Source organism: Pararhodonellum marinum (assembly GCF_015354735.1).
In the GTDB taxonomy this organism is placed as follows: Bacteria; Bacteroidota; Bacteroidia; order Cytophagales; family Cyclobacteriaceae; genus Pararhodonellum; species Pararhodonellum marinum.
Genome location: NZ_JACEFJ010000011.1, coordinates 141,440 through 166,401, shown reverse-complemented (window position 1 = coordinate 166,401; position 24,962 = coordinate 141,440). Strand labels below are relative to the sequence as shown.

General features: G+C 42.9%; 15 protein-coding genes. 9 read left to right on the top strand and 6 right to left on the bottom strand.

The window, feature by feature from the left end:
- The first annotated feature begins 459 nt into the window (after nt 1-459).
- The 4 genes from H1A14_RS18120 to H1A14_RS18105 all read left to right on the top strand — a co-directional run bounded on the left by H1A14_RS18120 (nt 460) and on the right by H1A14_RS18105 (nt 6,948).
- Entirely contained in the window at nt 460-3,663 is a 3,204-nt protein-coding gene (locus H1A14_RS18120) for a SusC/RagA family TonB-linked outer membrane protein (RefSeq protein ID WP_194777698.1), read from the top strand.
- Between the two features lie 18 nt (nt 3,664-3,681).
- A complete protein-coding gene (locus tag H1A14_RS18115; RefSeq protein ID WP_194777697.1) occupies nt 3,682-5,127 on the top strand; it encodes a SusD/RagB family nutrient-binding outer membrane lipoprotein in 1,446 nt (481 codons plus the stop codon).
- Between the two features lie 27 nt (nt 5,128-5,154).
- Nucleotides 5,155-5,571 carry a hypothetical protein gene (locus tag H1A14_RS18110; protein ID WP_194777696.1) on the top strand — a complete coding sequence of 139 codons (417 nt, stop codon included), beginning with the start codon at nt 5,155-5,157 and terminating at the stop codon, nt 5,569-5,571.
- 72 nt (nt 5,572-5,643) lie between these two features.
- On the top strand, nt 5,644-6,948 hold the full coding sequence (locus tag H1A14_RS18105) for a D-alanyl-D-alanine carboxypeptidase (protein ID WP_194777695.1): 1,305 nt from the start codon (nt 5,644-5,646) through the stop codon (nt 6,946-6,948).
- An 88-nt stretch (nt 6,949-7,036) separates the two neighbouring features.
- Here H1A14_RS18105 and H1A14_RS18100 read toward each other — a convergent pair whose 3' ends face one another.
- Nucleotides 7,037-8,884 carry a M1 family metallopeptidase gene (locus tag H1A14_RS18100; protein WP_194777694.1) on the bottom strand — a complete coding sequence of 616 codons (1,848 nt, stop codon included), beginning with the start codon at nt 8,882-8,884 and terminating at the stop codon, nt 7,037-7,039.
- 177 nt (nt 8,885-9,061) lie between these two features.
- On the opposite strand from H1A14_RS18100, the gene H1A14_RS18095 reads away from it, so the two are divergent.
- Nucleotides 9,062-11,347, top strand: a complete 2,286-nt coding sequence (locus tag H1A14_RS18095) for an efflux RND transporter permease subunit (RefSeq protein ID WP_194777693.1) — start codon at nt 9,062-9,064, stop codon at nt 11,345-11,347.
- Here H1A14_RS18095 and H1A14_RS18090 read toward each other — a convergent pair.
- Nucleotides 11,316-12,389, bottom strand: a complete 1,074-nt coding sequence (locus tag H1A14_RS18090) for an endonuclease/exonuclease/phosphatase family protein (protein ID WP_194777692.1) — start codon at nt 12,387-12,389, stop codon at nt 11,316-11,318. The two genes, H1A14_RS18095 and H1A14_RS18090, sit on opposite strands and share 32 nt — an antisense overlap.
- A gap of 77 nt (nt 12,390-12,466) precedes the next feature.
- Nucleotides 12,467-13,813 (bottom strand): M24 family metallopeptidase, encoded by a 1,347-nt coding sequence (locus H1A14_RS18085; RefSeq protein ID WP_194777691.1) that lies wholly within the window; start codon nt 13,811-13,813, stop codon nt 12,467-12,469.
- Between the two features lie 255 nt (nt 13,814-14,068).
- On the opposite strand from H1A14_RS18085, the gene H1A14_RS18080 reads away from it, so the two are divergent.
- The 3 genes from H1A14_RS18080 (at nt 14,069) to H1A14_RS18070 (ending at nt 18,463) form a co-directional block, all read left to right on the top strand.
- Nucleotides 14,069-14,641: a DUF2911 domain-containing protein gene (locus H1A14_RS18080; RefSeq protein ID WP_194777690.1), complete on the top strand. Its 573-nt coding sequence runs from the start codon at nt 14,069-14,071 to the stop codon at nt 14,639-14,641.
- A 233-nt stretch (nt 14,642-14,874) separates the two neighbouring features.
- Nucleotides 14,875-15,714: a prolipoprotein diacylglyceryl transferase gene (lgt, locus tag H1A14_RS18075; protein WP_228527857.1), complete on the top strand. Its 840-nt coding sequence runs from the start codon at nt 14,875-14,877 to the stop codon at nt 15,712-15,714.
- A 163-nt stretch (nt 15,715-15,877) separates the two neighbouring features.
- Nucleotides 15,878-18,463: a zinc-dependent metalloprotease gene (locus H1A14_RS18070; protein ID WP_194777689.1), complete on the top strand. Its 2,586-nt coding sequence runs from the start codon at nt 15,878-15,880 to the stop codon at nt 18,461-18,463.
- Nucleotides 18,464-18,580: 117 nt separating this feature from the next.
- Here the strand turns inward: H1A14_RS18070 and H1A14_RS18065 are convergent, their stop codons facing one another.
- Nucleotides 18,581-19,750, bottom strand: coding sequence for a baeRF7 domain-containing protein (locus tag H1A14_RS18065; RefSeq protein ID WP_194777688.1), 1,170 nt, complete (start codon nt 19,748-19,750; stop codon nt 18,581-18,583).
- A 128-nt stretch (nt 19,751-19,878) separates the two neighbouring features.
- On the opposite strand from H1A14_RS18065, the gene H1A14_RS18060 reads away from it, so the two are divergent.
- On the top strand, nt 19,879-20,187 hold the full coding sequence (locus H1A14_RS18060; protein ID WP_194777687.1) for an HPF/RaiA family ribosome-associated protein: 309 nt from the start codon (nt 19,879-19,881) through the stop codon (nt 20,185-20,187).
- A gap of 53 nt (nt 20,188-20,240) precedes the next feature.
- Here H1A14_RS18060 and H1A14_RS18055 read toward each other — a convergent pair whose 3' ends face one another.
- Both H1A14_RS18055 and H1A14_RS23370 read right to left on the bottom strand, forming a co-directional pair.
- Complete coding sequence (locus H1A14_RS18055) at nt 20,241-21,224, bottom strand: c-type cytochrome (RefSeq protein ID WP_194777686.1); 984 nt, start codon at nt 21,222-21,224, stop codon at nt 20,241-20,243.
- Nucleotides 21,225-22,270: 1,046 nt separating this feature from the next.
- Entirely contained in the window at nt 22,271-23,884 is a 1,614-nt protein-coding gene (locus H1A14_RS23370) for a tetratricopeptide repeat protein (RefSeq protein WP_194777685.1), read from the bottom strand.
- Nucleotides 23,885-24,962: the final 1,078 nt, after the last annotated feature.

Below are 24,962 nucleotides of genomic sequence, written 5' to 3'. Positions count from 1 at the left end.
CTTGGGTTTATGGGTCATTGCGAGAAAAAAACCTGACAACAAATACAAGTAGCCTAAAATGAGCCCAAACCGCAAAAAACTGCAAATTTGTTTTTTGCAGTTTTTTAGAATTTAATATCGCATAAAACTGCATTGCGAAATGAAAGAAAATCAAAACAAATTTTTACCATATTTCATTTCTACATTAATAAAATATTAACTTTTTTATTTGTTTTTACTGGAATATTTTGAAACTTATTGATTCAAAAATACCTGTTTTTTTACATTTTGACGGTAGTATTATGCGCTGTTTAAGGAGGAAATGTGATAAAAACTGCTAACAAACCCAAAAATTACCTACATCAGAAAACGCCAAGTCTTTCAATCAAAATAGACTTGGTGTATTGCGGTCGGTTCCGACGGAGGTCGGATAGCTATTAATCAGCAAACCAAATTTTAAACTTTAACCAAAAAAAATTCATGAAACACCTTTTTACCAAAATCATGGCCGTGTTTTTCCTGAGTTTGTTCTGCCTGTCCCTCAGTGCTCAGGCGCAAACCGTAAGAGGAAAGGTAACGGACCAAAGCAGCGGAGAACCCATTCCCGGTGTAAGTGTATTGGTTCAAAACACCAATGTGGGCTCAGTAACAGACATTGATGGGAATTATGTCATAGAAGTCCCTTCTGGCAACCAAAACCTGGTATTCTCCTTTATAGGTTTTGAAAGTCAGACTATCGCCGTAAACAATCGTTCCACGTTGGATGTCCGGCTAAGACAAGATGTGACAGACATGCAAGAAGTAGTGGTGACTGCTTTTGGACTAACCCAGGAAAAGAAGAAAATTTCTTTTTCAGCCCAAGAGGTCAACTCCACCGAAATCATGCAGTCTAGGGAACAAAATGTAGTGGATGCCTTAAACGCTAAAGTTGCCGGTGTACAGGTGACGCGTCAGGGTGGGTCTGCTGGTGCAGGTTCCAGCATTGTGATCAGAGGGATCCAGTCTATTTCTGGACAAAATCAGCCTCTGTTTGTGGTAGATGGCGTGCCTGTCAATAACTCCTTCAGGGCTTCAATCGGAACTTCTGGCGGGGTGGATTATGCCAACAGGGCCATCGATATCAATCCTAATGATATAGAAACTATCACGGTATTGAAAGGACCTGCAGCCACCTCTCTTTATGGGATTCAGGGGGCTACCGGTGTGGTTTTGATCACCACCAAGAAAGGCTCCAGACAAAAAGGATTTACCGTAGACATTTCTACCAATACCTCCACCGATAGGATCATGAATTACTTTCCGCAACAACTGGCCTACAGTCAGGGAGACAATGGGCTTTTCAGCGGTGGAACTACCTTCAACCATTATGGTGCCCCCATGTCTACATTACGGTATGATGAAAGTACCCCAAACCCTAAAGATCCAAGGGGAACCATTGTGGATATGAATCACCCAAATGCTGGTCCTAGAGTCCCGATTTATGACAATCAGCGTTTGTTTTTCCAAAATGGATTTACCAATGATTCCCATGTGGCTGTATCTTCCTCTACTGACAAATCTAATTTTTATCTGTCAGCAGGAAACATGTACCAGCAGGGAATTACCCCAAATAACGTCTTTAACAGGACATCATTTAAATTGTCTGCTGATTCTCAGATCAGTAAAGTGGTTAAATTCGGAGGTTCGGTCAATTACATCAACAGTACAAGCACCAAATTCGGAAGGGGAGATAATTTCTCAGATGCCATTCAAGGACTTTACAGGACTCCGCCATCATTTGACAATTCAGCCGGATTTGTTTATCCAAATGGAGAGCAGAGAAACTTTCGGGGGGCTGTTGATGGATCAAGACCTTTCAGTCCTGACAACCCTTTTTGGACGGTCAACAACAACCCCTATTCCGATGATGTAAACAGGTTTATCACATTTCTTCAGACTGATATCACACCTGCCCCTTGGTTGACGATCACCCATAGATTGGGATTTGATTTTGCCCATGATGAAAGGACCCAACAATGGGCACCCTCTTCTTCCGGTGGAGCAGCGATTTCAGCCAGTGGGGCATTGGGAGGTAGAATTTATGAAGATACCTATACAGATAAAATCCTCAATTCTGATTTGATCATTTCAGGGACCAAGGATTTCAGTGACAAGTTTTCTGGAACTTTGTTGATTGGGCACAACATGTTTTCTTCCAACACCAGCAGTTATTTCCTCAACGGAACCAACTTTGCGATACCTGGCTTATTCAACATCGCCAATACCCAGGAAAATCCCATTTTCACCAAGAATGATACCCGTAGGATGACCCAAGCCGTGTTTTCAAGAGCAAGTTTGGGTTACCTCAATTCCATATTCCTGGAGGTATCTGCTAGGAATGAATGGGCATCGACCCTTCCGGCTAGCAACAGGTCCTTTACATACGGAAGTGTTGGGTTAAGTATCGCGGTAACCGATTTGTTGAAAATTGACAGCAGAACCCTGAGTTTTGCTAAATTAAGAGGTTCTTATGCTGGTGCAGGTAATATTCCTCCGGCTTATACCACTGAAACTTTCTACAATATTGCAACGACCAGTACCAGATATGCTTCTGGGGTTAGGTTCCCGATTGATGGAGTAGGAGGCGTTTTGTTAAGTTCTGCGGCGGGAAATTCAAACCTGAGAGCTGAATTCACCAATACCTTTGAAATCGGAACGGACATTCGTTTGTTTGAGAACAGAGTAGGTATTGACTTCACTTACTACAATGCAATTAGTAGAGACCAAATTGTATCAGTACCAGTACCCGCATCTACTGGATTTACCAGTCAGCTGATCAATGCCGGTGAGATTCAAAATCGAGGTATAGAGATTGTTTTGAACGGTACGGTCTTACAGAAAGGTGACTTTTCTTGGGACATGTTGCTGAACTTCACCAGAAACCGAAACTTTGTCAATTCATTGCCTAATGACGAGCCTATCGTGGACAACCTCTTTGGTGCAAGGATTCAGAGAAGATTGATTCCCGGTGAACAGTTTGGTGTTTTCTATGGAAATGCCTTCCTGAGAAACGATGATGGAGAAATTTTGATCAATCCTCAGGGATTCCCCATCATAGATCCAGTGCAGAGAATGGTAGGTAATCCAAACCCGGATTATTTGATTGGTTGGAGAAATAATTTTAACTATAAAAACCTCAACCTTTCCTTCCTTTGGGATATCCGAAAAGGAGGCGACGTCATCAATGTGACAGCCTATTGGATGGGTAATGGTTCCGGTGTAGCCGAACATACTTTGGATAGAAACAAAGTGGCTGTCTTCAGAGGGATTATCGAAAATCCAGGAGGGGACAACAACGGGCAAGTGAACAATATTCCGGTTCCCCTCAACCAAGCCGCCTTCCAGGGTGTAGGTGCTGCCGGAGCTTTCGGCAGGGAATTGGCCGAAAGATGGGTACAGGATGGCTCTTGGGTTAGGTTAAGAGATGTTACCTTGACTTACAACTTACCTTCCACCATGGCAAGCAGAATTGGGATGACTAGGGCATCTATAGGTCTTTATGCAAGAAACCTCCTTTTATTCACCAATTATGGGGGCATAGATCCTGAAACCAACCTCAATGGTCCCAACGGTGCAGTAGGCTTGGATGCCTTTACAACTCCCAACATGAGGAGTTATGGTGCAACGCTTAATGTATCCTTCTAAACCTTAAACATGAAAGCAATGAAAATTAAGATATTCTCGTTCATATTCTTGCTCTTTGTATTGAATGCATGCGAATCTTTCGATGAAATCAATACAAATCCCAATCAAGCAACTGATGCTTCCATACAGGTGATTTTCCCTGGTGTGACCGCTGCATTTGTCTATGGGTTAAACGGAGAATCGGCACAGTTTACCAGCGTCCTGATGCAATACCTGACAGGCGTATTGGGAGATCAGCAACAGGTCAACAATTATGCCTTTATCGCTGACATGAGTGATGCAACTTGGAATAGGTTTTATTCCAATGTCCTGCTCAATATCAACACCATAAAGAGAAAAGCGGTTGAAGAAGGGGCTACCCACTATGGTGGTACCGCCAAAATCATGGAGGCCGTCGTCATTGGTTACTCAGTGGATTTGTGGAATGACATCCCATACACAGAAGCCCTCCAACTGGATGATATTTCCCAACCAAGTTTTGACAATGCTGCGGGTCTGTATGATAGGGTGCAACAACTCCTGACAGAAGGTATCGCCGATTTGAATTCAGAAAGCACAACCTCGCCAAGCACCAATGACCTGATCTATCGGGCCAATAACGAAACCCTGTGGAGACAAAATTCCAGGCCAAGATGGATCATGTTGGCCAATGCCATGAAAGCGAGGTTCCACAACCACCTGAGTAAAGTAGATCCTGCAGGTTCTGCCACAGCCGCTTTAGCAGCCATTGATGCGGGTACTTTTGCTTCGAATGCGGACCAGCCCATTGTGGTATTCGGTTCTGAATTTGCAGGTCCATGGTTCCCTTTTTTCCAAACCACATTTGGAGAAAACAATGTGGCCATCAGTCAGCGGTTCATCGATTTGTTACGGGATAGGGTAGACCCTGGAGTGGATGATCCAAGATTGCCTTTCTTTGTCTCGCCTACTACCGGAGGATTGTACTTAGGTACACCCAATGGGTCTGCCTCAAGGCCTCAAGGCTCCGTGATTCCCGGGCCTTACCTCAATTCCAGAGAAGCACCTACTCCTATATTGAATTTCAGTGAGCTGAAATTTATTGAGGCAGAAGCTGCGTTGAGAGCGGGTCAGGGGGCACGTGCTGCTGAAGCATTCAATGCGGCTGTAGCAGCTTCACTACAAAGAGTGACCGGTTCTGCCAATGCTGCCTACATAGAAAAATTTGGCAGCGAAACTGCTGGAAGCCTTACAGTGGAAAAAATCCTCACGGAGAAACACATCGATATGTTCCTTCAAGCCGAAGCCTGGACGGATTGGAGAAGGTCTATTCCAGTGGATGCCCCAAATAGTGTCTCTGGTATCCCTAACTTAGAACCATCTCCTTCCAATACCACGCAAGGTTTGTTTCCAAGAAGATTCATTTATCCAAACCGAGAAATTGTAAACAATTCGGCCAATGTGCCCAATGTGACCAATTTGGATAAAGTATTCTGGGACAGGTAATTTCTTCAACTCAAAACGATGTTAACGATGAAAAATATAAAAAATATAGCAGTCATGCTCCTGATGATGGTCTTTGCAACCTCTTGTATCTTAGAGGATGATGAACCGGAATATGATGTTGTTGGTGCGGTAGGCACCATATCGGCGCTGACAGTTTCTAATACAACTGCTTCAGTGGGACAGACGGTGACTTTTACTGCAACTGTTTACTCTGAACATGAGCCAGCCACTGAATTAAGAATGAACCGCTTGGTGGGTGGAACTGCTTCAAATGTTACCACCAGGTCTTTCACCTCCTGGAATACGGAAGATTCCTATGTGGAAACATTCCAGTACGAAATTCCTGAAGGAAGTGAGGGTACGACTTTGACGATGCAGTTTGAATTGGTTACTGAAAGCAATTTCAGCACTACCAGAAACATCACCGTTACTGTGAATCCTTGATCAAGTAATTAATTACGCTTAAAATCCTCTGTTTGCATTTGTGAACAGAGGATTTTTATTGATTTTCGTGCTATGAAAAAAATTTGGATAGTTGTTTTACTTTTGTCATTTTCATGTACCCTGAAAAAAATTGAACGTTCTGTTCATGATTCTGAAGTTTTTAACAAAGGACATGTGGGCTTTATGCTTTATGATCCTTCTGAGCAAAAAGTCTTGGCCAGCCTAAATGAAGACCGCTATTTTATTCCTGCTTCCAATACCAAGCTTTTCACTTTTTATACCAGTTATAAAATATTGGGAGATAGCTTGGCCAATGGCCTAAATTATCTGATTTCCGGGGATTCTCTTGTTTTTTGGGGAACCGGTGACCCTTCTTTTCTCCATCCGGATTTTGAACAGAGTTTTATTCCCGGGTTTTTAAAAGGAGTCCAAAAAGACCTTTATTACGCAAGCAATTCCCAACAGGTCAAACCCTTTGGTCCCGGATGGTCTTGGGATTGGTACAACTACTATTTTGCTACCCAAAGATCCGCTTTTCCCATTTATGGCAACGTGGTACGGGTAAGTAAAAAGGCCGAATCCAAAACATTGGATATTCATCCTGAGTATTTTTCAGATGCCGTTTTTGAAATTGATCCATTGGAAAAAGGGCGGTATGAACTAGTGAGAAACCAAAATGAAAATATATTTACTTATGCATATAACCCGGAGGTGGACAGTTTGAGCTTTGAAACCGATAAGCCTTTTGTCACTTCGGATAATTTGTTAATTGAATTGCTTTCAGACCACCTTTATCGGGATGTGGAAGTGGTAGACTACCAGAAGTTCAAAGACCGACCTCATGACAAATTGCCCTCTGTCCCTTTGGATACGCTGTATGCTCGGATGATGAAATCCAGTGACAACTTTTTGGCCGAACAACTGTTGCTTCAGGTTTCTGATCAGATGTTCGATTCTTTGAGCACCGAAGCTGTCATCCGATATGCGAAAACCAACCTATTGAATGACTTGCCGGATGAACCCATCTGGATGGATGGATCCGGACTTTCTGCTAGAAACATGTTTACACCCCGGAGTGTGATCGCTTTGTTGAAAAAGATCCATCAAGAAGTCCCTTTTGAAAAAATCAAGGCTTATTTTCCAGCCGGAGGGGCTTCAGGTACCATCAGAAACTGGTACCCAGGTGATGGAGGTGTACCTTACATCTACGCCAAAACCGGGACCTTAAGCATGAGCAATTGTTTGAGTGGGTATTTGTTGACCAAAAAAGGAAAAGTATTTTATTTTAGTTTTATGCTCAACAATTTCACAGTCCCTTCTGATGAGTTGAAAAAAGAAATGCAGACGGTGTTGTACCAGATTCACCAAAAATTTTAGTCAATTAACAAAAAACCTTCCTTTTGAAGATTTGGATTAAATCAAATCCAAGCAGTTCAAAAGGAAGGTCAAATTTGGCACTGACCAGTTAAAATTCTTTCACATTGTTTCCCCTATCAATATCTGCCATGCGACCTGTAGGATCTATTTCTACCCTTCTGATTTCCGAAAGAGGTTTGTCCAGGGTCACTTCGGTGGTAGGATTGGTCCATGGCCATTTTTGGGTTTTGATCCTTTTTGGCATTCCCGCTTCTTCTGGCTTGGAGCCTCTTTGGATTACCAAAGGCAGATAGACCAATTCCTGACTTCCATCTTGGTAGGTAATCACTAGATCGATAGGCATCGGCATCAGCCCGATCCTTTCCAAAGTGATTTTGACTCCTCCATTACCGTTGTTTGGTTCGACTGATTGGATCCCATAATCGATCGTTTTGGTGGTATATACCCAATATTCCTTGTACCAGTCCAATTCCATTCCACTTGTTTTCTCCATGACTCTGATGATGTCGTTGGCATTGGGGTGTCGAAACTGCCACTCATCCCAATACCTAAGCATGGCTTTATCCCGATTTTCTTCTCCGATCACATAACCCAATTGAGCCAAGAATACTGCTCCTTTAGAGTATGAGGCTGCGCCATAGGCCATATTGGTGTCGTAATGGTCGGCATGAGTGCTCAAAGGTTCTTCCTTCCCGGAATCCACCAATCTCAAATACCCTACATAGGAGCCCAATTGAGGAAAACCACTTGGTTTTTCACTGAATATGGCGGCCATGGTTTCATTGGTAGCAAAGCTGGTAAAGCCCTCATCCATCCATGGATAAAGCGATTCATTTGTTGCCAATACGCCATGAAACCAGCTATGGGCCAGTTCATGGACCATAACACCTACTAAACTATTCAATTTTCTGTTTCCAGTGATCAGGGTAGACATGGGGTATTCCATGCCTCCATCACCACCTTGGATGACAGAAAACTGTTTGTAAGGGTATTGGCCAAACCTCTCGCTCATGTAATTGATGGCAGCCGGTGTGTAGGTTTTGAGTTTTTCCCAGTTTTCTTCAGTCTGGGAATTTTTAATGTATAGATGGTGAACAGTGATGCCATTGTCCATTTCAATCCTGTCATGGGTATAATTGGGATCCGCAGCCCACATGAAATCATGGACCTTCGGTGCATGAAAGTGCCAGGTTCTTGTTTTCCCTCTAGGTTCTTTGACTTGGACCCCCTCATCCTCATAGCCAAAACCGATCTGATTGGCATTTTGAAGATAGCCGGTTCCTCCCAGGATATAGCTTTTGTCTATGGTGATCTTTACATCAAAATCACCCCAAATTCCATAAAATTCCCTTCCAATATAGGGGTTGGCATGCCAACCTTGTTCATCGTAATTGGCCATCTTGGGATACCATTGGGACATGGAATACCGAACACCCTCTTCACTGTCTCTGCCGGATCTTCTGACCTGCAAAGGCACCTGACCTTCAAAATCCAGTTGAAAAGTAACCGTTGCCTGTGGAAGGATAGGCTCATTGAGATCTATTTCCAAAATGGTGCCCACATGGGAAATCGGCTGGGCTTTCCCGTCCATGGTCAGGTTACTGACCTTTAGATAGCCAATCTCATCAGGTTTTAGGTTTTGAATGCGATCAGCCACTCTCCTGTCAGGGTCCGCTATGGTTCTGGACCTTACATCCATCATGCTGTTGGGCTGAAAGGCGTTAAAGTAAAGGTGATAAAAAGCCCTGAATAGGGTGTCAGGGGAATTGTTGGTATAAACCAGGGTTTGGGTGCCTTTATACTGGTTTTTCTTGACATCCATCTCCAGCTCCATGTCATACTTGACAGCCTGTTGCCAACGGTGGTTCTGTGCGTGTAGGATAATAGAATGAAGACTTCCAGCAGCCAAAAGCAGGCATAGATAAATTATTCTCATAGGTAAATTTAAAATTTCTCCAAAATAAATGAAATTTGGTTTCCATACCAAACCGTTAGTCAAAAGTAAAGTGGCAGAAACCCCAAAGAAATCCAACTGATAAGTCTGAGGAATTGAAATCAATTCTTTTCAAACTTTTTGTTCCAAAGCCAGTATATTTGGTAGAACAAATACTTCATGTTTAGTCAGAAAAGTGCTTTTTTGGGTTTGGCAATGGCCGCATTGGTCAGTGCAGTTTTTGTCTTTTTAGGACCTGTCCCACGCTTCAATTATGATTTTGAAAATTTTTTCCCAGTGGATGATCCGGAATTGACCTATTACCAGACTTTTAGGAAGCAATTCGAAAATGACAATGACTATTTATTGATCGCCCTGGGAAATGAGCCAGATGTATTTGAACAGGAATTTCTGGAAAAAGCAGCAGCTTTACAAAATGGTATAGCTCAGCTCAGAAAGGTGGACCAAGTAGTTTCCTTACTTTTTTTGACGGAGCCCATCATAGGTGCTTTTGGCATTTCGGAAAGGAGCCTTTTGAACTGGGAGGACCCGAGTAATTTAAAGGGGCAAAAACAAAGAATCTTGGCCGATAGGCAATACACGGGAAATTTGATCAGAGAAGATGGCAGATTTTTGAACATCATTGTCAAAAATGAGCAAAATATCCTCAAAGAAGATGGGGACACCCTTTACCGGGAAATTGATCATTTGATCAGGGAATTTGGTTTTGAGGAGGCGGTTACAGCAGGAAAAATCAAAGCTCAAGGTGAGTTTGTGCAGCTGTTGCAATCGGAATTTATTTTCTTTCTGAGCATTTCTGCCGTCCTAATCGTGATTTTACTCTGGTGGATATTCAGAACTTGGTGGGGGGTGGTTTTGCCCTTTTTTGTTTTGGCTTTCGGGGTGGGATGGACCTTTTCCATCATGCTGCTGTCGGGAAAGGCATTGGATGTGATGATGGTCATGCAACCCACCATCCTGCTGATCATAGGTTTGAGTGGTCTTGTCCATTTTTTGACGCTTTATATGGCCAAATTAAGAGAAGGTCTAAGCAAAAGCCAAGCCATTGAAAAAACATTCTCCGAACTCTCATTGGCAGTTTTTTTAACCTGCCTAACGACTTCATTGGGATTTGTTTCTCTTTATTTCACCAATGTGGTCAGTTTAAAGGAATTTGGATTGTATACCGGGATAGGGGTAATGATCATGTTTCTCGCCATCATGTTGTTGACACCGGGATTTTTGTATCTTTTTTCCCCATTGGCAGGGGCTAAAGACCCCGTGCTGCGTTCTTTTTGGTTGGTCAATTTGAGAAAACTCCTGCTGCTGATCCTAGCGCATCAAAAGAAGGTTTTGGTAGGTTTTGCCCTTCTTACCTTTCTCGCCTTCTTGGCGGTAAGCCAATTGAAGGTCGATGGTTACCTTTTGGACAACTTACCCCAAGACCATCCTTTGGTTCAGGATTTTGAGTTTTTTGATGAATATTTGGGTGGTTCCAAACCTTTGGAGTTTTCCATTGAGGTAGGAAAAGGGGCTGAGGATTTATTGGAATACCCTGTTTTGGTGCAGATGGATGCACTGGAATCTTTTTTGGAAACCAATTTTGAGACGGGGGCCATTTTCTCCCCACTTGCGCTGGTAAAAGGCCTTAATAAAGCGCAAAATGGTGGCAACAGCAAAGCGTATGTTCTCCCAAGTAGGGGACAATTTGAGAGAATGCAGCGCTATTTGGATCAAGGTATCCGTAAGATGGATGTAAAAATACTGTCTGAGGACCAAAAAAAAGGGAGGTTATCTACCAGGATGGCTGATGTAGGAAGTTATAAAGGAGAACAGCTAAAGGCTAAATTCAGGCATTTTGTGGAAACAGAAATAGACAATTCCTATCTACAGGTTCGAATGACAGGCACCTCTTTGTTAATTGACAAAAGCCACAGCAGCATCAGTTGGCAAATGGCGAGAGGACTATCCGTGGCCTTTGTGTTGGTTGGTTTGATAGCGGGTTTTTTGTTTCGGTCATGGAGAATCGCTTTGGTGGTTTTGCTGCCCAACATCATCCCTTTGCTGTGGATGGGCGGCTTGATGTGGCTGATGGACATAGACCTCAAGCTCTCTACGGCCATCATCTTTACTGTGGCCTTTGGCATTGCGGTGGATGACAGCATCCATTTTATGACCAAGTTACAATCTGAATTGGTGGGTGGAAAGTCATTGATTTATGCCATCAAAAGAACCTATCTGACCACCGGGAAAGCCATTATCCTGACCACAATCATCCTTTCTTCCGGTTTCTTTATCCTTACATTCAGTCAGTTTGGCGTGACTTATTACAGCGGTCTGCTGATCAGCATGTCTTTGATTTTTGCTTTGTTGGCTGACCTTATTTTGTTGCCGGTGTTGTTGTTGCCCTTAAACAAAATTTGGAAAAAGAAATTCAATCGATATCATCTATTGAAGAAGACTTAAAGGGTGATGACCATGTGTAACTGGCTGAGATGGGAAAATGGTCGGAGTAATCCACTTCTTTGTGGGTTTTAAATTGTATGACCTCCAGATCCATGTCATTAAAAATATGGTCAATTCTCAAAAAAACCAGTACTCTGTTGAAGGTAAAACCAAATCCCTTTCCCCCTTTTTCGAAGGCATTGTCCAGGATTTTTCGAAAAGTAAAATAGGTGTAGCTAAAAGGCACATCGTTAAAGTCTCCCATGATAATAACCGGATGCGGGCTGTTTTGGATGTGTTCATTCAGGATGTTAACTTGGGCAGCTCTTGAATTGATTCCCTTTTTCAGCCTTTTGAGCGTTTCTCGGTAGTTCTCCCGTATGCCCTCTACGTTGGCAAGCCCGGCGGCATCAATGCTCATGGATTCCAGGTGTCCGTTGTAAATCCTGAGGGTGTCTTTATCCACCTTAATGTCAACAAAGATCACCCCATTGTTTACTTTGTTGTCGAATATCTTCCCTTCATTGATGATGGGAAATTTACTGAATATACCTATGCCGACAGATTTTCTTTTCTCATCCCCACTGATGACGTGGTAGGAATAATTGATCTTTCCTTCCTCGCTGAGGCGTTTGATCGCATTGTGTGTGGGGGTGGTGTAGTCCTGGTACATTTCCTGAAGACATTTGACTTCAGCAGGGTGTTCCCTGATCCATCGGAATACATTTTCCCGGTGGGTATTGACTTCGGTGCCTTTGGCCGCATAATTAAAAAGATGCACATTATAACTGAGTACCTCCAGTTTTTTGTCAGCATCAAGTGGGCTGTTCCATTGGAAGGTCACTACCACAAATTTCCATCCCAAGATCAAGGCGATCAGCGGTACGATGAGTAGTTTTCTTTTGGCCATAATCAATACCACGAGAAACAAAAGGTTCAAGCCAATGACCAAAGGGATCAAAAGAGGCATCAGGCCTGCATAGGGGAGTACTTCAGGCGAAATATTTACACTGAAAAATAAAATTACGGAAATCAGAAATAGAGAAATAGTGAGAAAACGCATCCTACAGCGATAATTTTAAAGCATATACTTGTGACTGTAACGGCATGAATTGGGAGATGGGTTTATCTTTTTTGGATTTATTTTCTTTGATCTGAACTGATCAAGATCAAGTTTTCTTGAGGAGGGATTAGGTAACGTGCCCCATCTTCTGTGATTACGGCCATTTCCTCTACAGACATTGTTTTTTCACCATTTTCAGGAAGCTTCCAAGTATGGAATCCGTCAAAGGCAAAAACCATCCCTGGCTTCAGGACTTTTTGTGAGGCAGGTCGCAGTGCCGCATTGTTCATTTGGGCACCACCCAGATTTGGTCCCACATCATGTGCCACATAACCTACAGGATGACCTGTGCTCCACATGACATATTCCGAACCCCTTTTTGCCATCCAATCCCGCTGGGCTTTGTCCACTTCATACCCGGTGACTCCAGGTTTCATAGCAGCTAGAGCAATGCGACTTCCTCCTTTGGAAGATTCCCAATAATACTGAACAGAATCGGGGGCTGATTTTTCACCCGGTCTGAGCACATAAGCAAAACGCTGAATATCGGTAACCCACATGTCAAAAACCTTGATGCCAAAATCAATCTGAATGACATCGCCGGGCATGATCACCTTGTCGGTGGCATGGGAATGTCCTCTGTCAGGACCTGAATTGACATTGGGATTTTGGTCTGGAGACCAACCGTCTTTCACGCCAAATGCCTTCATCTTGTTTTTGAGAAATCTTGCGATATCCGCATCGGTACTGAGGCCGGGAACCACTTGCTTGTAGGCCTCTATTTGCCATTGGGCTGTCAGTTCTGCAGCCTTGGTCAGAATGGCAACTTCTGCTGGGGTCTTTATGGAAAGCCATTCATTTAGCAATTCACTGGAAGAAACAAATCTGTCAGACATGTTCCCAAACGCATCCTCAAGCCTCAATCGCTGAGTATAGCTCAACCCGTCAGCCATTTCGTTTTCTTCTGAGCTGTTGACCGCGATTTTTTGAAAATTTTTGGCTTTGATGTAATCTCCTGCCATATCAATGGCACTCAAGCCCCTTTGAACCGGCCTTACCTCATCATGAATGTCAAGTTCAGCCAAAGCAGTAGCTTCTCCGATTGGAGAGAAAACAAGAGAATTGATTTTTCCCCTTTCCAAAAAGAAAAGAAATACAGCTGTACCACCTGCATTTTCACCACCGACATGATGGGCTATGGGATCATTGTTGTTTTCTCGGCAGACAATCACCCAAGCATCCACCCCTGTCGTTTCCATGGCTTTAGGCAATAGGTTTTTGAGTCGCTCTTGCCTGATTTCAGGCCAGGGACTTGGGCCAGAAAAGGGATTATCCTGTGCAAAAATAGGTAAAATGGCTATATAGGATAGACAAAAAAGGCAAAAACAGACAACAATTCTGGGAATAGAAAGGAAATGCGCCATGCTTATATTTTTCTTCGGACAAATGAATCGGTAAGTAATGAAAAATTAGGCGTTTTTGAAAGCATTCTTTTTGGATTGGTGTGTTGAAAAACGCAAACCAAAGCGATAAAGGTAATTCTTTTATTTTCCATTGCACTGAAAAGGATCCAAAACCTATTCCAGCAAAAACATGCAAATTTTGCCCCGCATTGAAAAAGATAGCTTGAGAAATTAAAAAATTGGCTAAATTCGTTCTTGTAAATCAATTCTCAAGCTATGAAAAAATCAAGTTATTTGCTTTTCACCTTTTTAATGGCCACCTCTGTGATCTTATACAGTTGTGGAGAAAAACCCACGGAAGATAATTCCGAAATGAATGAAATGATGGAAGAGACACCTGAGGTGGAGGAAAGGCCCAGCCCTTTGAGAACCATCTCCGGTGAAGTTTCAGGGAAAAAAATAAACATGCAATACGGTGCCCCATCCACCAAAGACCGAAAGGTTTGGGGTGACTTGGTGCCTTACAATGAGGTATGGCGTACCGGTGCGAATGAAGCCACCTGGGTGGAATTTGATACTGATGTTACCTTAGAAGGGAAGCCAGTATCAGCAGGTAAATATTCCTTGTTTACCATTCCGAGGTCTTCAGGAAACTGGACAGTCATATTAAACAGTGACTGGGATCTGGAACATGGTCACTACCAATACAAAGAAGAAAATGACGTAATCCGTGTTGAAAGCACTCCGGAATGGGTCGATGAACACCAGGAACAATTGACGGTTGCCGTCGAATCACCTGGAATCGTGGTGCGATGGGAAAAACTTAGATTGCCCATTACTGTCAATTAAAAATTCAAAGCCCGGAGTCCAATCCGGGTTTTTTTCTTTACCCTGACCCAGAAGAAAGGGATTGGTACTAAAAAAGGACACCCTAAAGATCATTGGAATGAAAAAAAATGCAGGAAGCGTATATGGAGATTTCTTAGATTTTTTCCTAGCGGGTATACCACTCCAATAGTATTCTCGGTACATGTTGATTTAAGTTTGGAAGTAGACTAAGATTTAAAAGCACCTATAACTTCATGATGATCCATCAAATATTTTGGAACCCAAATGAAATCATTCTTGACTTGGGTTTTTATCAATTGGCTTGGTACTCACTTTTTTTCTTAATTGCGTTTGTTTCCAGTTATTTTATCCTCAAAAAACATTTCCAAAAAGCAGGCCTGCAAGATGAACAACTGGGAAGACTGATCATGTATGTGATTTTTGCTACCATCATTGGGGCGAGATTGGGTCACTGCTTTTTTTATGATTGGGATTACTATTCTGATCACCTACTTGAAATTATCCTTCCTTTTACTTTCGATCCGCGTTTTGAATTTGTTGGGTTTAGAGGATTGGCATCTCATGGAGGGGGAATAGCTGTTATCCTGGTGTTGATCATATTCGCTCGGAAAGAGCAGATTGATTTGTGGTGGCTCTTGGATAAAATGGCATTGGTGGTCCCTTTGGCAGGGGCATGTATCAGGTTGGGTAATTTGATGAACTCGGAGATTATCGGGAAACCCGCCGATGTTCCTTGGGCATTTATTTTTGCCAAAGTGGATATGATTCCACGGCATCCAGGGCAGCTGTATGAGGCCATCTTTTACCTAGTGCTTTTCTTCTTTCTTCAATACTTTGATAAGGTAAACCGACACAAGAAAGGATTTCTATTTGGTTTGTATTTGGTTTGCACATTTATCGCCAGGTTTTTCATCGAGTTTCTCAAAATTGATCAATCTGATTTTGAAGCCGATTTGTTACTTAATATGGGACAGCTTTTAAGTATCCCGTTTATCCTTTTGGGAATAGGAATTATGGTTTTGAAAAATACTTCCGGCCAAGTTCAGAAACCTCTGGCAGAATTGATGGATTAATCATAGACGCCTGGGATTTTTTTGATCTATTGCACATTTTTTTAACAGATCATCCAATATTTCTGAGGGAACAATTTTATCCTATACCCTTGAATAAATCCTATCTACTCATTGAAATTTGAAAAGAATTTGTAATTTGTTTGCCTATATTAAACTTAAAAAAATGATAAAAGTGACCAAATGCCTTTTGTTGTCAATGACATTGATTTTTGCAGTTACCATCATGTCAGGCAATGATGCCATGGCCCAAAAAAAGAAGAAAAAGTCTGCTGAAACACCTGTAGTTACAACTGCCCCAGAGAAAAAAAGTGAGAAAAAGAAAATAGAAGACCTTACCAAAGGCCACAAAAAATTCGAAGGTCTTTTTACTTTTTTTCAAGACACCGTTTCCGGTGAAATCAAGATGCTGGTTGCCAAAGATCAGATCGGGAAAGAATTTATTTATTTCAGCCAGATTGCTGACGGGGTGGTGGATGCTTCCACTTTCAGGGGTGCTTACGGGGACAACAAAATATTCAAAGTGGAGCGGTATTTCAATCGGATCGAGTTTGTGACACAAAATGTATCGCATTATTTTGATCCCCAAAACCCGCTGAGCCGTGCATCAAATGCCAATATCAGCCATGGAGTGATGGCAAGTGCCAAAATAGAGGCTGAAGATGAAGAAAAGGGTTTGCTTTTGATCAAAGCGGATAATCTTTTCCTAAAGGAAACATTTACACAGGTGAAACCTTCTTCCTATCCCATGCAATCTCCCATGGCATTTAAGCTGGGCAACCTAGACAGTGACAAGACCAAGGTCTTGGCTGTCAGGAACTATGAAAAAAACACCGATCTTGCCATAGAATATGTTTATTCTTCTCCATCAGTGGTAAATGGAGGTTCAAGCGCAGTTACGGACGGGAGAAATGTGAGTGTTAAGGTATTTCACAGCCTCATAGAGGTGCCAGATAATGGGTACGAACCAAGGTTTGATGATCCGAGAGTGGGTTATTTTACCACCAATGTCACTGACATGACTTCAACCAGTCCCACCCCATTCAGGGACCTGATCCACCGATGGGACCTACGCAAAAAAAATCCCGAGGCAGACATTTCCGAACCTGTAGAACCCATCGTATGGTGGATAGAGAATACAACGCCTACCGCATGGCGACAAACCATCAGAGATGCGGTAATGGAATGGAATGTGGCCTTTGAAGCTGCTGGATTTAAAAATGCGGTGGTGGTCAAACAGCAGCCTGATGATGCGGACTGGGATGCCGGTGACATCCAATACAATGTTTTGAGGTGGACCAGTTCACCAAATCCTCCTTTTGGCGGCTATGGACCTAGTTTTGTAAATCCCCGTACCGGTCAGATTTTAGGCGCTGACATCATGTTGGAGTTCGTTTACCATTCCAACAGGGTGGTCTATGAGAGGTTATTCGGAGACGAAGTCATGGAGGGTGACATGGCCATGAACATGCATGAGGGGCATTATTGCATTGCCGGTACGCACCTTCAACACAACATGATTTTTGGACAGGCCTTTTTGAGAGCCAACGGGGCTGATGAATTTGAAATGGAAGGGATGAAACAGGAGGCCATGGCAGAACTGTTGATGCATGAAGTAGGGCACACCTTGGGGCTTAATCACAACATGAAAGCTTCTCAGCTTTTCTCTCCGGAAGAATTGTGGGACAAGGACTTTATACAGGGCAAAGCCCTGTCAGGATCTGTGATGGACTATTTGTCCATTAATCTTGCAGCTGAAAAAGACAAACAAGGCCATTATTTTTCCACCAAGGTGGGACCTTATGATATCTGGGCGATTCAAGCTGGATATGCGCCGGTTTCTTCCGAAGAAGAGCTGGAAAAAATCCTGGCTCTTTCTACCCGTCCTGAATTGGCCTTCGGAAATGATGCGGATGACATGCGTTCGCCTGGAAAGGCCATAGACCCGCGGGTAATGATCGGTGATCTTTCCAACGACCAAATCAAGTACTCCGTCCATATGATGGAAACCATCAAGAAATTGATGGGAGGACTGCAGGAAAAATATACCAAAGAGGGAGAGTCCTACCAAGAGCTTACACAAGCCTACAACGTCCTGATGGGGCAATATGCTACGGCTGGGGGCGTAATGTCCAGATTTATCGCAGGGGTGTATGTGGATAGGGCCATGGCAGGTCAGGAGGGGGCTACCCAACCGTTTACTCCTGTTAGCCTCAAGGACCAAAAAAGAGCCATGTCGGCACTTTCCAAATACATGTTTGCTCCCAATGCCTATGACATTCCTGAAGGATTGGCCAATCATTTGGCGCGGCAAAGAAGAGGTTTTAATTTCTTCAGTGGGCCGGAGGATCCAAAGATTCACCAGCAGGTGTTGAATGCCCAGCGGAACGTACTCAGCCACCTGTTGCACTACAACACGCTGCAAAGGATGGTAGATACCGAATTGTATGGCAATGAATATAATCTGGCGACTTACATGAATGACCTTACCAAAGCAATCGTCGATGCCGATATCAATGGCAACGTCAATACTTTTCGTCAGAATCTTCAGCTGGAATATGTGAACATGCTACAATCCATGCTCATGGGGTCATACAGCAACCGATACGGTCATCTGGCCAAATCTGCCGCCCTTCAGAACCTGAATTACATCAAAAGAAAGGCAGGAAATCCTTCTGGGAATCTATCGAGTAAAGCCCACAAGGAACACTTGGCCTTGCTGGTAGAGAATACCTTAAAAGAGATAAAATAAAACTTAACTTGAATGCAAAGAAAAAGGCTGCCTAATTCAAATTTGGCAGCCTTTTTCTTGTCTTGGGAAACCTTAATTCAAGCCCGGTATAGCAATCCTAAATCACAAATCGGGTTTTTATAGCGCATACCGAAGTGTACCTGCAATCTGGGTGTCTTCCGGCATGTCTTCGGGTGCTACCAGATAAACTTTTCCTTTGAATTCCTTTACTTTAGTAGCTGCTTCGTCAATGAGGCAATGGTTGCCGTTTTGTCTGGAATCGCTCAAGTGAATTTTGTGGGTTTCAGGATCATATTTACCCCAGAGATGCTCATGTTTCTCATTGACAAGAAGGGTGTCGACTCCACCTGTCAATGCTGCCAAAATCAGTTTGTGGTTGTCATTGCTGATGGCTAGATTTTTGGCTTTTTTAGCACCAAAAACTTCTTTACGTGCCAGCCTTTCCTGTCTAAAGTACGGTTCTGCCAATTCCCATGATTTTTGGTGAAGTTCCTGCATGTCTTTCTCTGAATATGCTCCCGTAACCATTCCTTCTTGCAAGTGGTTGTATTTGCTGGCTTGCCTGAAAATGGGACCCAGGTATTCCACGCCGGCCAGGTAAAGTGGCAGTGGATTTTTATAAAGGATGGGCTCCAACATATTGGTCATTCTGTGGAAATAATTAAGAATATCTGATTTTTTCTCCTCGTCCGAACCGTCTCCATGCCCGTGGTACATGGCTCCTGCATTGCCTACCCTACCCTGTGCATGCAAGTGGGACTGATTCTCCATTTCCTCCATTTCGCCTGTGAATGAAACAGCCACCGCTTCAGGATCAATGGTTACTTCCTGAATGATGCTACGGGTTACTTCATACAGCCTGATTTGGTCCAAATTAAGCAAAAGCAAAAAATAGTGTCCGTCATCATTGAGCTCGGGAATCATCGGAAGCAAAAAAGGTTTGGTGCCAATGAAACAAGTGCTGTCTTCGATATGAACAGGAAGCTGAAAAATCTCCATCTCTCCATCGTTCAAAAAGCAAGCAAGCATATCAGAATTGTATTTCCAGAAGTCATAATCATCCAGTATGATTCTGGCGGGCTGTGTGATCTTTTTGATCTCATCCTCATCCATATCATATTCCTCTGCCAAACCTTTTTCGGCTTTGGCAAGCTGATTTTTAAAATGGGTTTTGTCCGCTTGGTAGCCGTTGGTGCTTTGCCTATGGGTGGGCGTGTAAATGGATATAAATGGATTACCGGTTTTTTGGGTGAGTTTTAGAAACTCATCTAGGCTGAATAATTTCATGTTTAGAAGGTTTAGAAAATTATAATAGTAAATTTGTAATTGAATGATTTAATTTAATAGATCTAAAATTACAAAAATTATACCTTTTACTTAAATAATATGAGGTTTATATTGAAAAAATTAAATTTATGAACTATACCGAAAATTACCAGGGGATCAAAATAGACGTCCAATCTGTTGAGGATGAACTCAGCACCCACGTTCAGTCAGAGATCAGGTCTTGCATTGATAAACTTTCAAGGTTTACCCGCGAAATCAATGCCGTGGATGTTTATTTTAAAAATGAAGGTCAAGGGAATGCGGCCATGCATATTGTAGGTATGCGGGTAGCCATACCTGGGCCTGGAGTCTTTGCTGAAGATAAGGGCGACAACTGGATATCCTTGCTCAAATCCGTCACAGATAAGAACATCAGACAGCTCCAAAAGGTAAAATAAAAATAGGGCTACCTCAAATGGGTAGCCCTTATCATACTCATTCGACTGATTTTTTACCGCATGCTTACCGCAGGCTTGAATTTTTCTATGTAGTTTTCTACAGGATCCAATGTCATGATATAGGTGTATATGGCTTCAAGATCCTGTTCGGTCATGCCGGAATACATGAACCAGGGCATGATAGTTTGGAATTCACCAGGTTTGACGGGAGTCAATTCCTCATGGTTTTGGTACATTTTGAATCGCTGTACAAACATGTCTTTGGTCCAGTTTTTCAACCCGCTTTCATGAGGGGTGAGGTTGGGAGAAGTCAGTAAACTGCCATCCGGAAAGAGGAATTCCCTTCCTCCTGCCAAAAATTCACCCACAAATTCACCGTTCTCAAATTTGGTGTGGCATTCTCCGCAGGAACTTGCGGTTACAAGGTATGCTCCATAGGCAACTTGATCGATGGGACTGGGTTTGGTGGTAAAGGAGGGTTTAGCCGGTAAGGTTCTCATGATCAGGTTAATTGGAAAATCGGCCTTGGATTTAGGATGATTGGTTTCCACGGGTTCAAGTGACCTGATGTAGGCAATGACGGCTTCCACATCCTCCAGGTCCAGTTTTCCGAAATTGTGGTAAGGCATGACAGGAAAGATGGGATCTCCGTCTTTTTTTACTCCGGTGGTAATCAATCGCAGCAATTCTCCATCGGTCCAGTCCCCAATGCCATAGGGCGTGATATTGGGGGACACAAAAACCCCCGGAAATCCCATGGAATGGTCAAAGATTTCTCCGCCAGCGGTCAGGGTACTGGCAATGGGTGGTCCACTGAAGATACTGAAATCCCTCACGGAGTGGCAGTCCACACATTGCATCACATGGTAAGCCATGTATTTTCCGTGGGCAACTTTCTCTGGGGTTATTTCCACTTTGTATTCCGGATCGGCAGGCCCCACATTGGGAAGAGCAAGGGATATATAGGCTACCGCGACCACAATGACCACCAACAGGGCAGTGAACACATAGGCAAGGATTTTGAGGATTTTTTTCATAGGAACGGTCAGGATTTAGCTTGTTTTGAAGCAGCAATTTCCGATTATTCCATATTTTAGAGATCACCCAAAAGGGTGATTTTTTTGGTATGATGGTATTAATTGATGTGGTTTTATAAGTTTTTTTTTCTCAAGGGTGGCAATTTTTTTTGCGCACAGATTTCACAGATTCTCACAGATTTTTTTTGGATGAATGGGAGTAGAGCTAGGTATATTTGCTCACAGGTTTCTCGGATCTGATTTTCTCTCACAGATTACACAGATTTTCACAGATTTTTTTCGAGATTCGAGCCTTGTCCCTATCCTTTAAACCCCTTCAGGGTTTTATTCCATAGGCTTTCCATACTACCCGGGTTGCCACCCGGGGCTAATAACCTCTCGGTATTAAATCTCTACCTAGTCGGTAGACAGGCCTCCGGGATTTCTCAATGGATTTTGTTTGACTCAGATTACATCCCATCTACCACCCCTTACCTTTTACTTCTTACCATTTTATCATCCGACATCCGACATCCGACATCTGTCAAGTCCTCTCTACTTTCAACTTATCCTGAAGGAATTATAAATTTTGAATGATGAATTGGGAGTTACTGGTTTTGAATTATGAATTTAGAATGATGAATAATGAATTATGAAAGAGTTACGAGATAAGAAACTTTCAGCTTTCAGCTTTGAGCTTCTAGCTTCAAACTCACAATTTTTACCATTTAAATCCCATCCCACCTACCACCCCTTACCTATCACTTCTTACCATTTTATCATCCGACATCCGTCATCCGACATCTGTCAAATCCTCTCTACTTTCAGCTAATCCTGAAGGAATTATAAATTTTGAATGATGAATTGGGAGTTACTGGTTTTGAATTATGAATTTAGAATGATGAATAATGAATTATGAAAGAGTTACGAGATAAGAAACTTTCAGCTTTGAGCTTCTAGCTTCAAACTCACAATTTTTACCATTTAAATCCCATCCCACCTACCACCTCTTACCTTTCACTTCTTACCATTTTATCATCCGTCATCCAACATCCGTCTTCCGTCAATCAATAACTCCTAAGCTTATGCAGCAAATCGGTTCGGTTTTGGGCGTGGGTTTTGGAGAAGATGTTTTTCAGATGGGTTTTGATTGTGTTTTCACTGACAAACAATATGTCTGCAATTTCATGATTGGTATGGCCCTTTTCCACCAGTTGGATGATTTCACTTTCCCTTTTGGTGAGCGGGGCGATAAGTTGCCGGTTGATCTGCTCAAAATCAATGGTTTTTCCATTGCGTTGTCGGGCGATCCTGTCATTCAGGACTTTGCCGTTGGCCGCTAAGGTTTTTTGAAAAGCGGTGGTCTTTTTCCACCTTTGCAACCAATAATAACCTGCCCCGATCGAAAGCAAAAACAGTGTGACGAGAACGACCATGAGTTTGGTGTTTTGGGATTTTTCTTTGGCTATGGCAGCTTCCTGGGACATGATTTGTTTGTCTTTCTCTATGGCTTCAAACCGGGCCTGCATTTCCTCAAAGGCCCAATGCTTTTGTTCGTTGTTGATGCTGTCATGGAGGAGGTTGTAACTTTTCCAGGACTGAATGGCTGCTTCCGGTTCACCTAAAAATTCGTATGCATTGGCAAGTTCCTTGACCACTTGCTTTCGCAGTTCCAACCGCTCAGAATTTTCGACCATTTTATGGGCAGCGGTGAGCTTTTTCAGTCCTTCCTCAGATTTTCCGGATTTGATTTCCAGCATACCCAGGTAAGCCAAAGCAGCTGCTTTTTCATGTATTTTGTCATTCATAAGGTTTTCATAACCTGCTTTCAGCCTCTCATAGGCTTCATCAAATTCGCCCAGATGATACAGGGCCACTCCCAAGCCTACATTGACTTCGGCCATGTCTCTGTCATAAGCCATGTCTTCGGACAATTTTTGGGCGATTGAAAACTGCTGAAGGCTTTTCTCAAAATTCTGGGTGTAGGAATAAAGTAAGCCCAGGTTATGATGGGAATTGATCAGGGCGATGGTATCCTGCAGGTCAGCCTTGATTTGCAAGGACTTTTCATAGGTATCCAAGGCCTTTTGGAAATTTCTCCGGTAGCGGTAGATCACCCCCAGATTGTTCAAGGCATGGGCAGCACCTTCCAGGTAGTTGGATCTTTCACTGAGATCCAGGGCGGCATGGTAGTGGGGAAGGGCTTTTTCGAAATTGGTCTGATAATAGTAAGCCACACCCATGGCATTCTTCAGTTTGGCCATGCTGATGGTATCTTCTGCAGCTTCTGCCAGGTCGAAGGCAAATTCAAGATGCTTCATGGCCTCCTCAAATTTGTCCTGAAACTCTAAAGCCAGGGCTTTTTGATAGATAGACCAAATCTGACCCTTTTCGAAACCTAGCTCCTTGGCCAGATTAAAGCCCGCCTGTCCATAATGAATGGTCGAATCCAAATCCGTATCCATGTGGTAGTAGGCAATATCCCGAAGCAGCCAAACCCTGTTGGTGTCCTTTTGGCTTTTGGAAAGTTCGACCAATAAACTGTCAATCATAGCACGGTCCTGTGCCTGAACCAAACTTGGAGGCAATCCCAAAAAAAAGCACAACCAAAAAAGCGCTTTACAAATGGCTTTGATATGGCTAAAAACCATATAGGACAAATTAAACCTGTGTATATGCATGACAGTTAAGGATGTCTTTAATCAATTCAATTAATTAATGAAAGGATATAAAATGTTAGTAAACAGTCTATAAACACCAACCAATGCTTTTTAAATTTAATAAAAATGGGAGAAATAGGATTATAATTTCGGGATTATCCGCAAAGAAATCTTTTGCCTTAGATTGCCAGGTTTTGGAAGGGGTGATCACGTTGTAAGGTTTTCTGGATTCAATCCTTCGATCGCATCCGCTGTTCTCAGTTTATCTGTTTTCCATTTATCCATTCATCAACTTTCTGCCTCCAACCCATTCCCAATGGCCATGAATTTCGGGCAATCCACCTAAGGTAGGTAGGCCCGACAAGATTTGAAAAACGGCATCGGTGAGCAGGGAAACAGAAATCGGAGAACAGAAACTGTGGTGGAAATCTCGAATACAACTGGCAAGCAAATCGAAACCCCATGTCACAATAGCTCCGATAACCTAGTCCGACAACAGACCCCCGCAGGTGGGTCTTGATAACCCGACAACAGGGTTCTGAACATTAGGCATTATGCTAAACCTATATTTTCCTGTTAGACCGTTCTTAATACAGCTTTGGGCTTTTTCTCACTTTCCCGAGCATTCCTCAACGCGGAGAAAATCTGTCGTACCTACGGCACTAATTTTTACCAATTTTTATCCTATGATCCCGGCAATAAATTACCGGGCTATTAAATCGTTCGTGCCTACGGCACTGTTTTTCAACTGCTGATTTGTTATCCCTACTTTGAGCTTCATGCCACTTTCAGCTTTCACCTTCGAGCTTTCACCTTTTCCCTATTCCTTAAACCCCTTCAGGGTTTATTCCTATTCGGCATTCCATTCTACCCGGGTTGCCATCCGGGGCTAATAACCTCTCGGTATTGAATCTCTACCTAGTCGGTAGACAGGCCTCCGGGATTTCTCAATGGATTATGTTTGACTCAGTTTACCTCCCACCTACCACCTCTTACCTTTCACTTCTTACATTTTCACATCCGTCATCCGTCAAGTTTTTTTCCGACTTCCAGCTTCCAACTTCAAGCTCACAATTTTTACCAATTACCTCCCACCTAC

Coding starts and splice junctions, on each gene's coding strand:
- lgt (WP_228527857.1), top strand. CDS start 14,875: ATGATGATCCATCAAATATTTTGGAACCCAAATGAAATCATTCTTGAC.
- H1A14_RS18065 (WP_194777688.1), bottom strand. CDS start 19,750: ATGAAATTATTCAGCCTAGATGAGTTTCTAAAACTCACCCAAAAAACC.
- H1A14_RS18115 (WP_194777697.1), top strand. CDS start 3,682: ATGAAAATTAAGATATTCTCGTTCATATTCTTGCTCTTTGTATTGAAT.
- H1A14_RS18085 (WP_194777691.1), bottom strand. CDS start 13,813: ATGGCGCATTTCCTTTCTATTCCCAGAATTGTTGTCTGTTTTTGCCTT.
- H1A14_RS18090 (WP_194777692.1), bottom strand. CDS start 12,389: ATGCGTTTTCTCACTATTTCTCTATTTCTGATTTCCGTAATTTTATTT.
- H1A14_RS18060 (WP_194777687.1), top strand. CDS start 19,879: ATGAACTATACCGAAAATTACCAGGGGATCAAAATAGACGTCCAATCT.
- H1A14_RS23370 (WP_194777685.1), bottom strand. CDS start 23,884: ATGCATATACACAGGTTTAATTTGTCCTATATGGTTTTTAGCCATATC.
- H1A14_RS18105 (WP_194777695.1), top strand. CDS start 5,644: ATGAAAAAAATTTGGATAGTTGTTTTACTTTTGTCATTTTCATGTACC.
- H1A14_RS18110 (WP_194777696.1), top strand. CDS start 5,155: ATGAAAAATATAAAAAATATAGCAGTCATGCTCCTGATGATGGTCTTT.
- H1A14_RS18080 (WP_194777690.1), top strand. CDS start 14,069: ATGAAAAAATCAAGTTATTTGCTTTTCACCTTTTTAATGGCCACCTCT.
- H1A14_RS18100 (WP_194777694.1), bottom strand. CDS start 8,884: ATGAGAATAATTTATCTATGCCTGCTTTTGGCTGCTGGAAGTCTTCAT.
- H1A14_RS18055 (WP_194777686.1), bottom strand. CDS start 21,224: ATGAAAAAAATCCTCAAAATCCTTGCCTATGTGTTCACTGCCCTGTTG.
- H1A14_RS18120 (WP_194777698.1), top strand. CDS start 460: ATGAAACACCTTTTTACCAAAATCATGGCCGTGTTTTTCCTGAGTTTG.
- H1A14_RS18070 (WP_194777689.1), top strand. CDS start 15,878: ATGATAAAAGTGACCAAATGCCTTTTGTTGTCAATGACATTGATTTTT.
- H1A14_RS18095 (WP_194777693.1), top strand. CDS start 9,062: ATGTTTAGTCAGAAAAGTGCTTTTTTGGGTTTGGCAATGGCCGCATTG.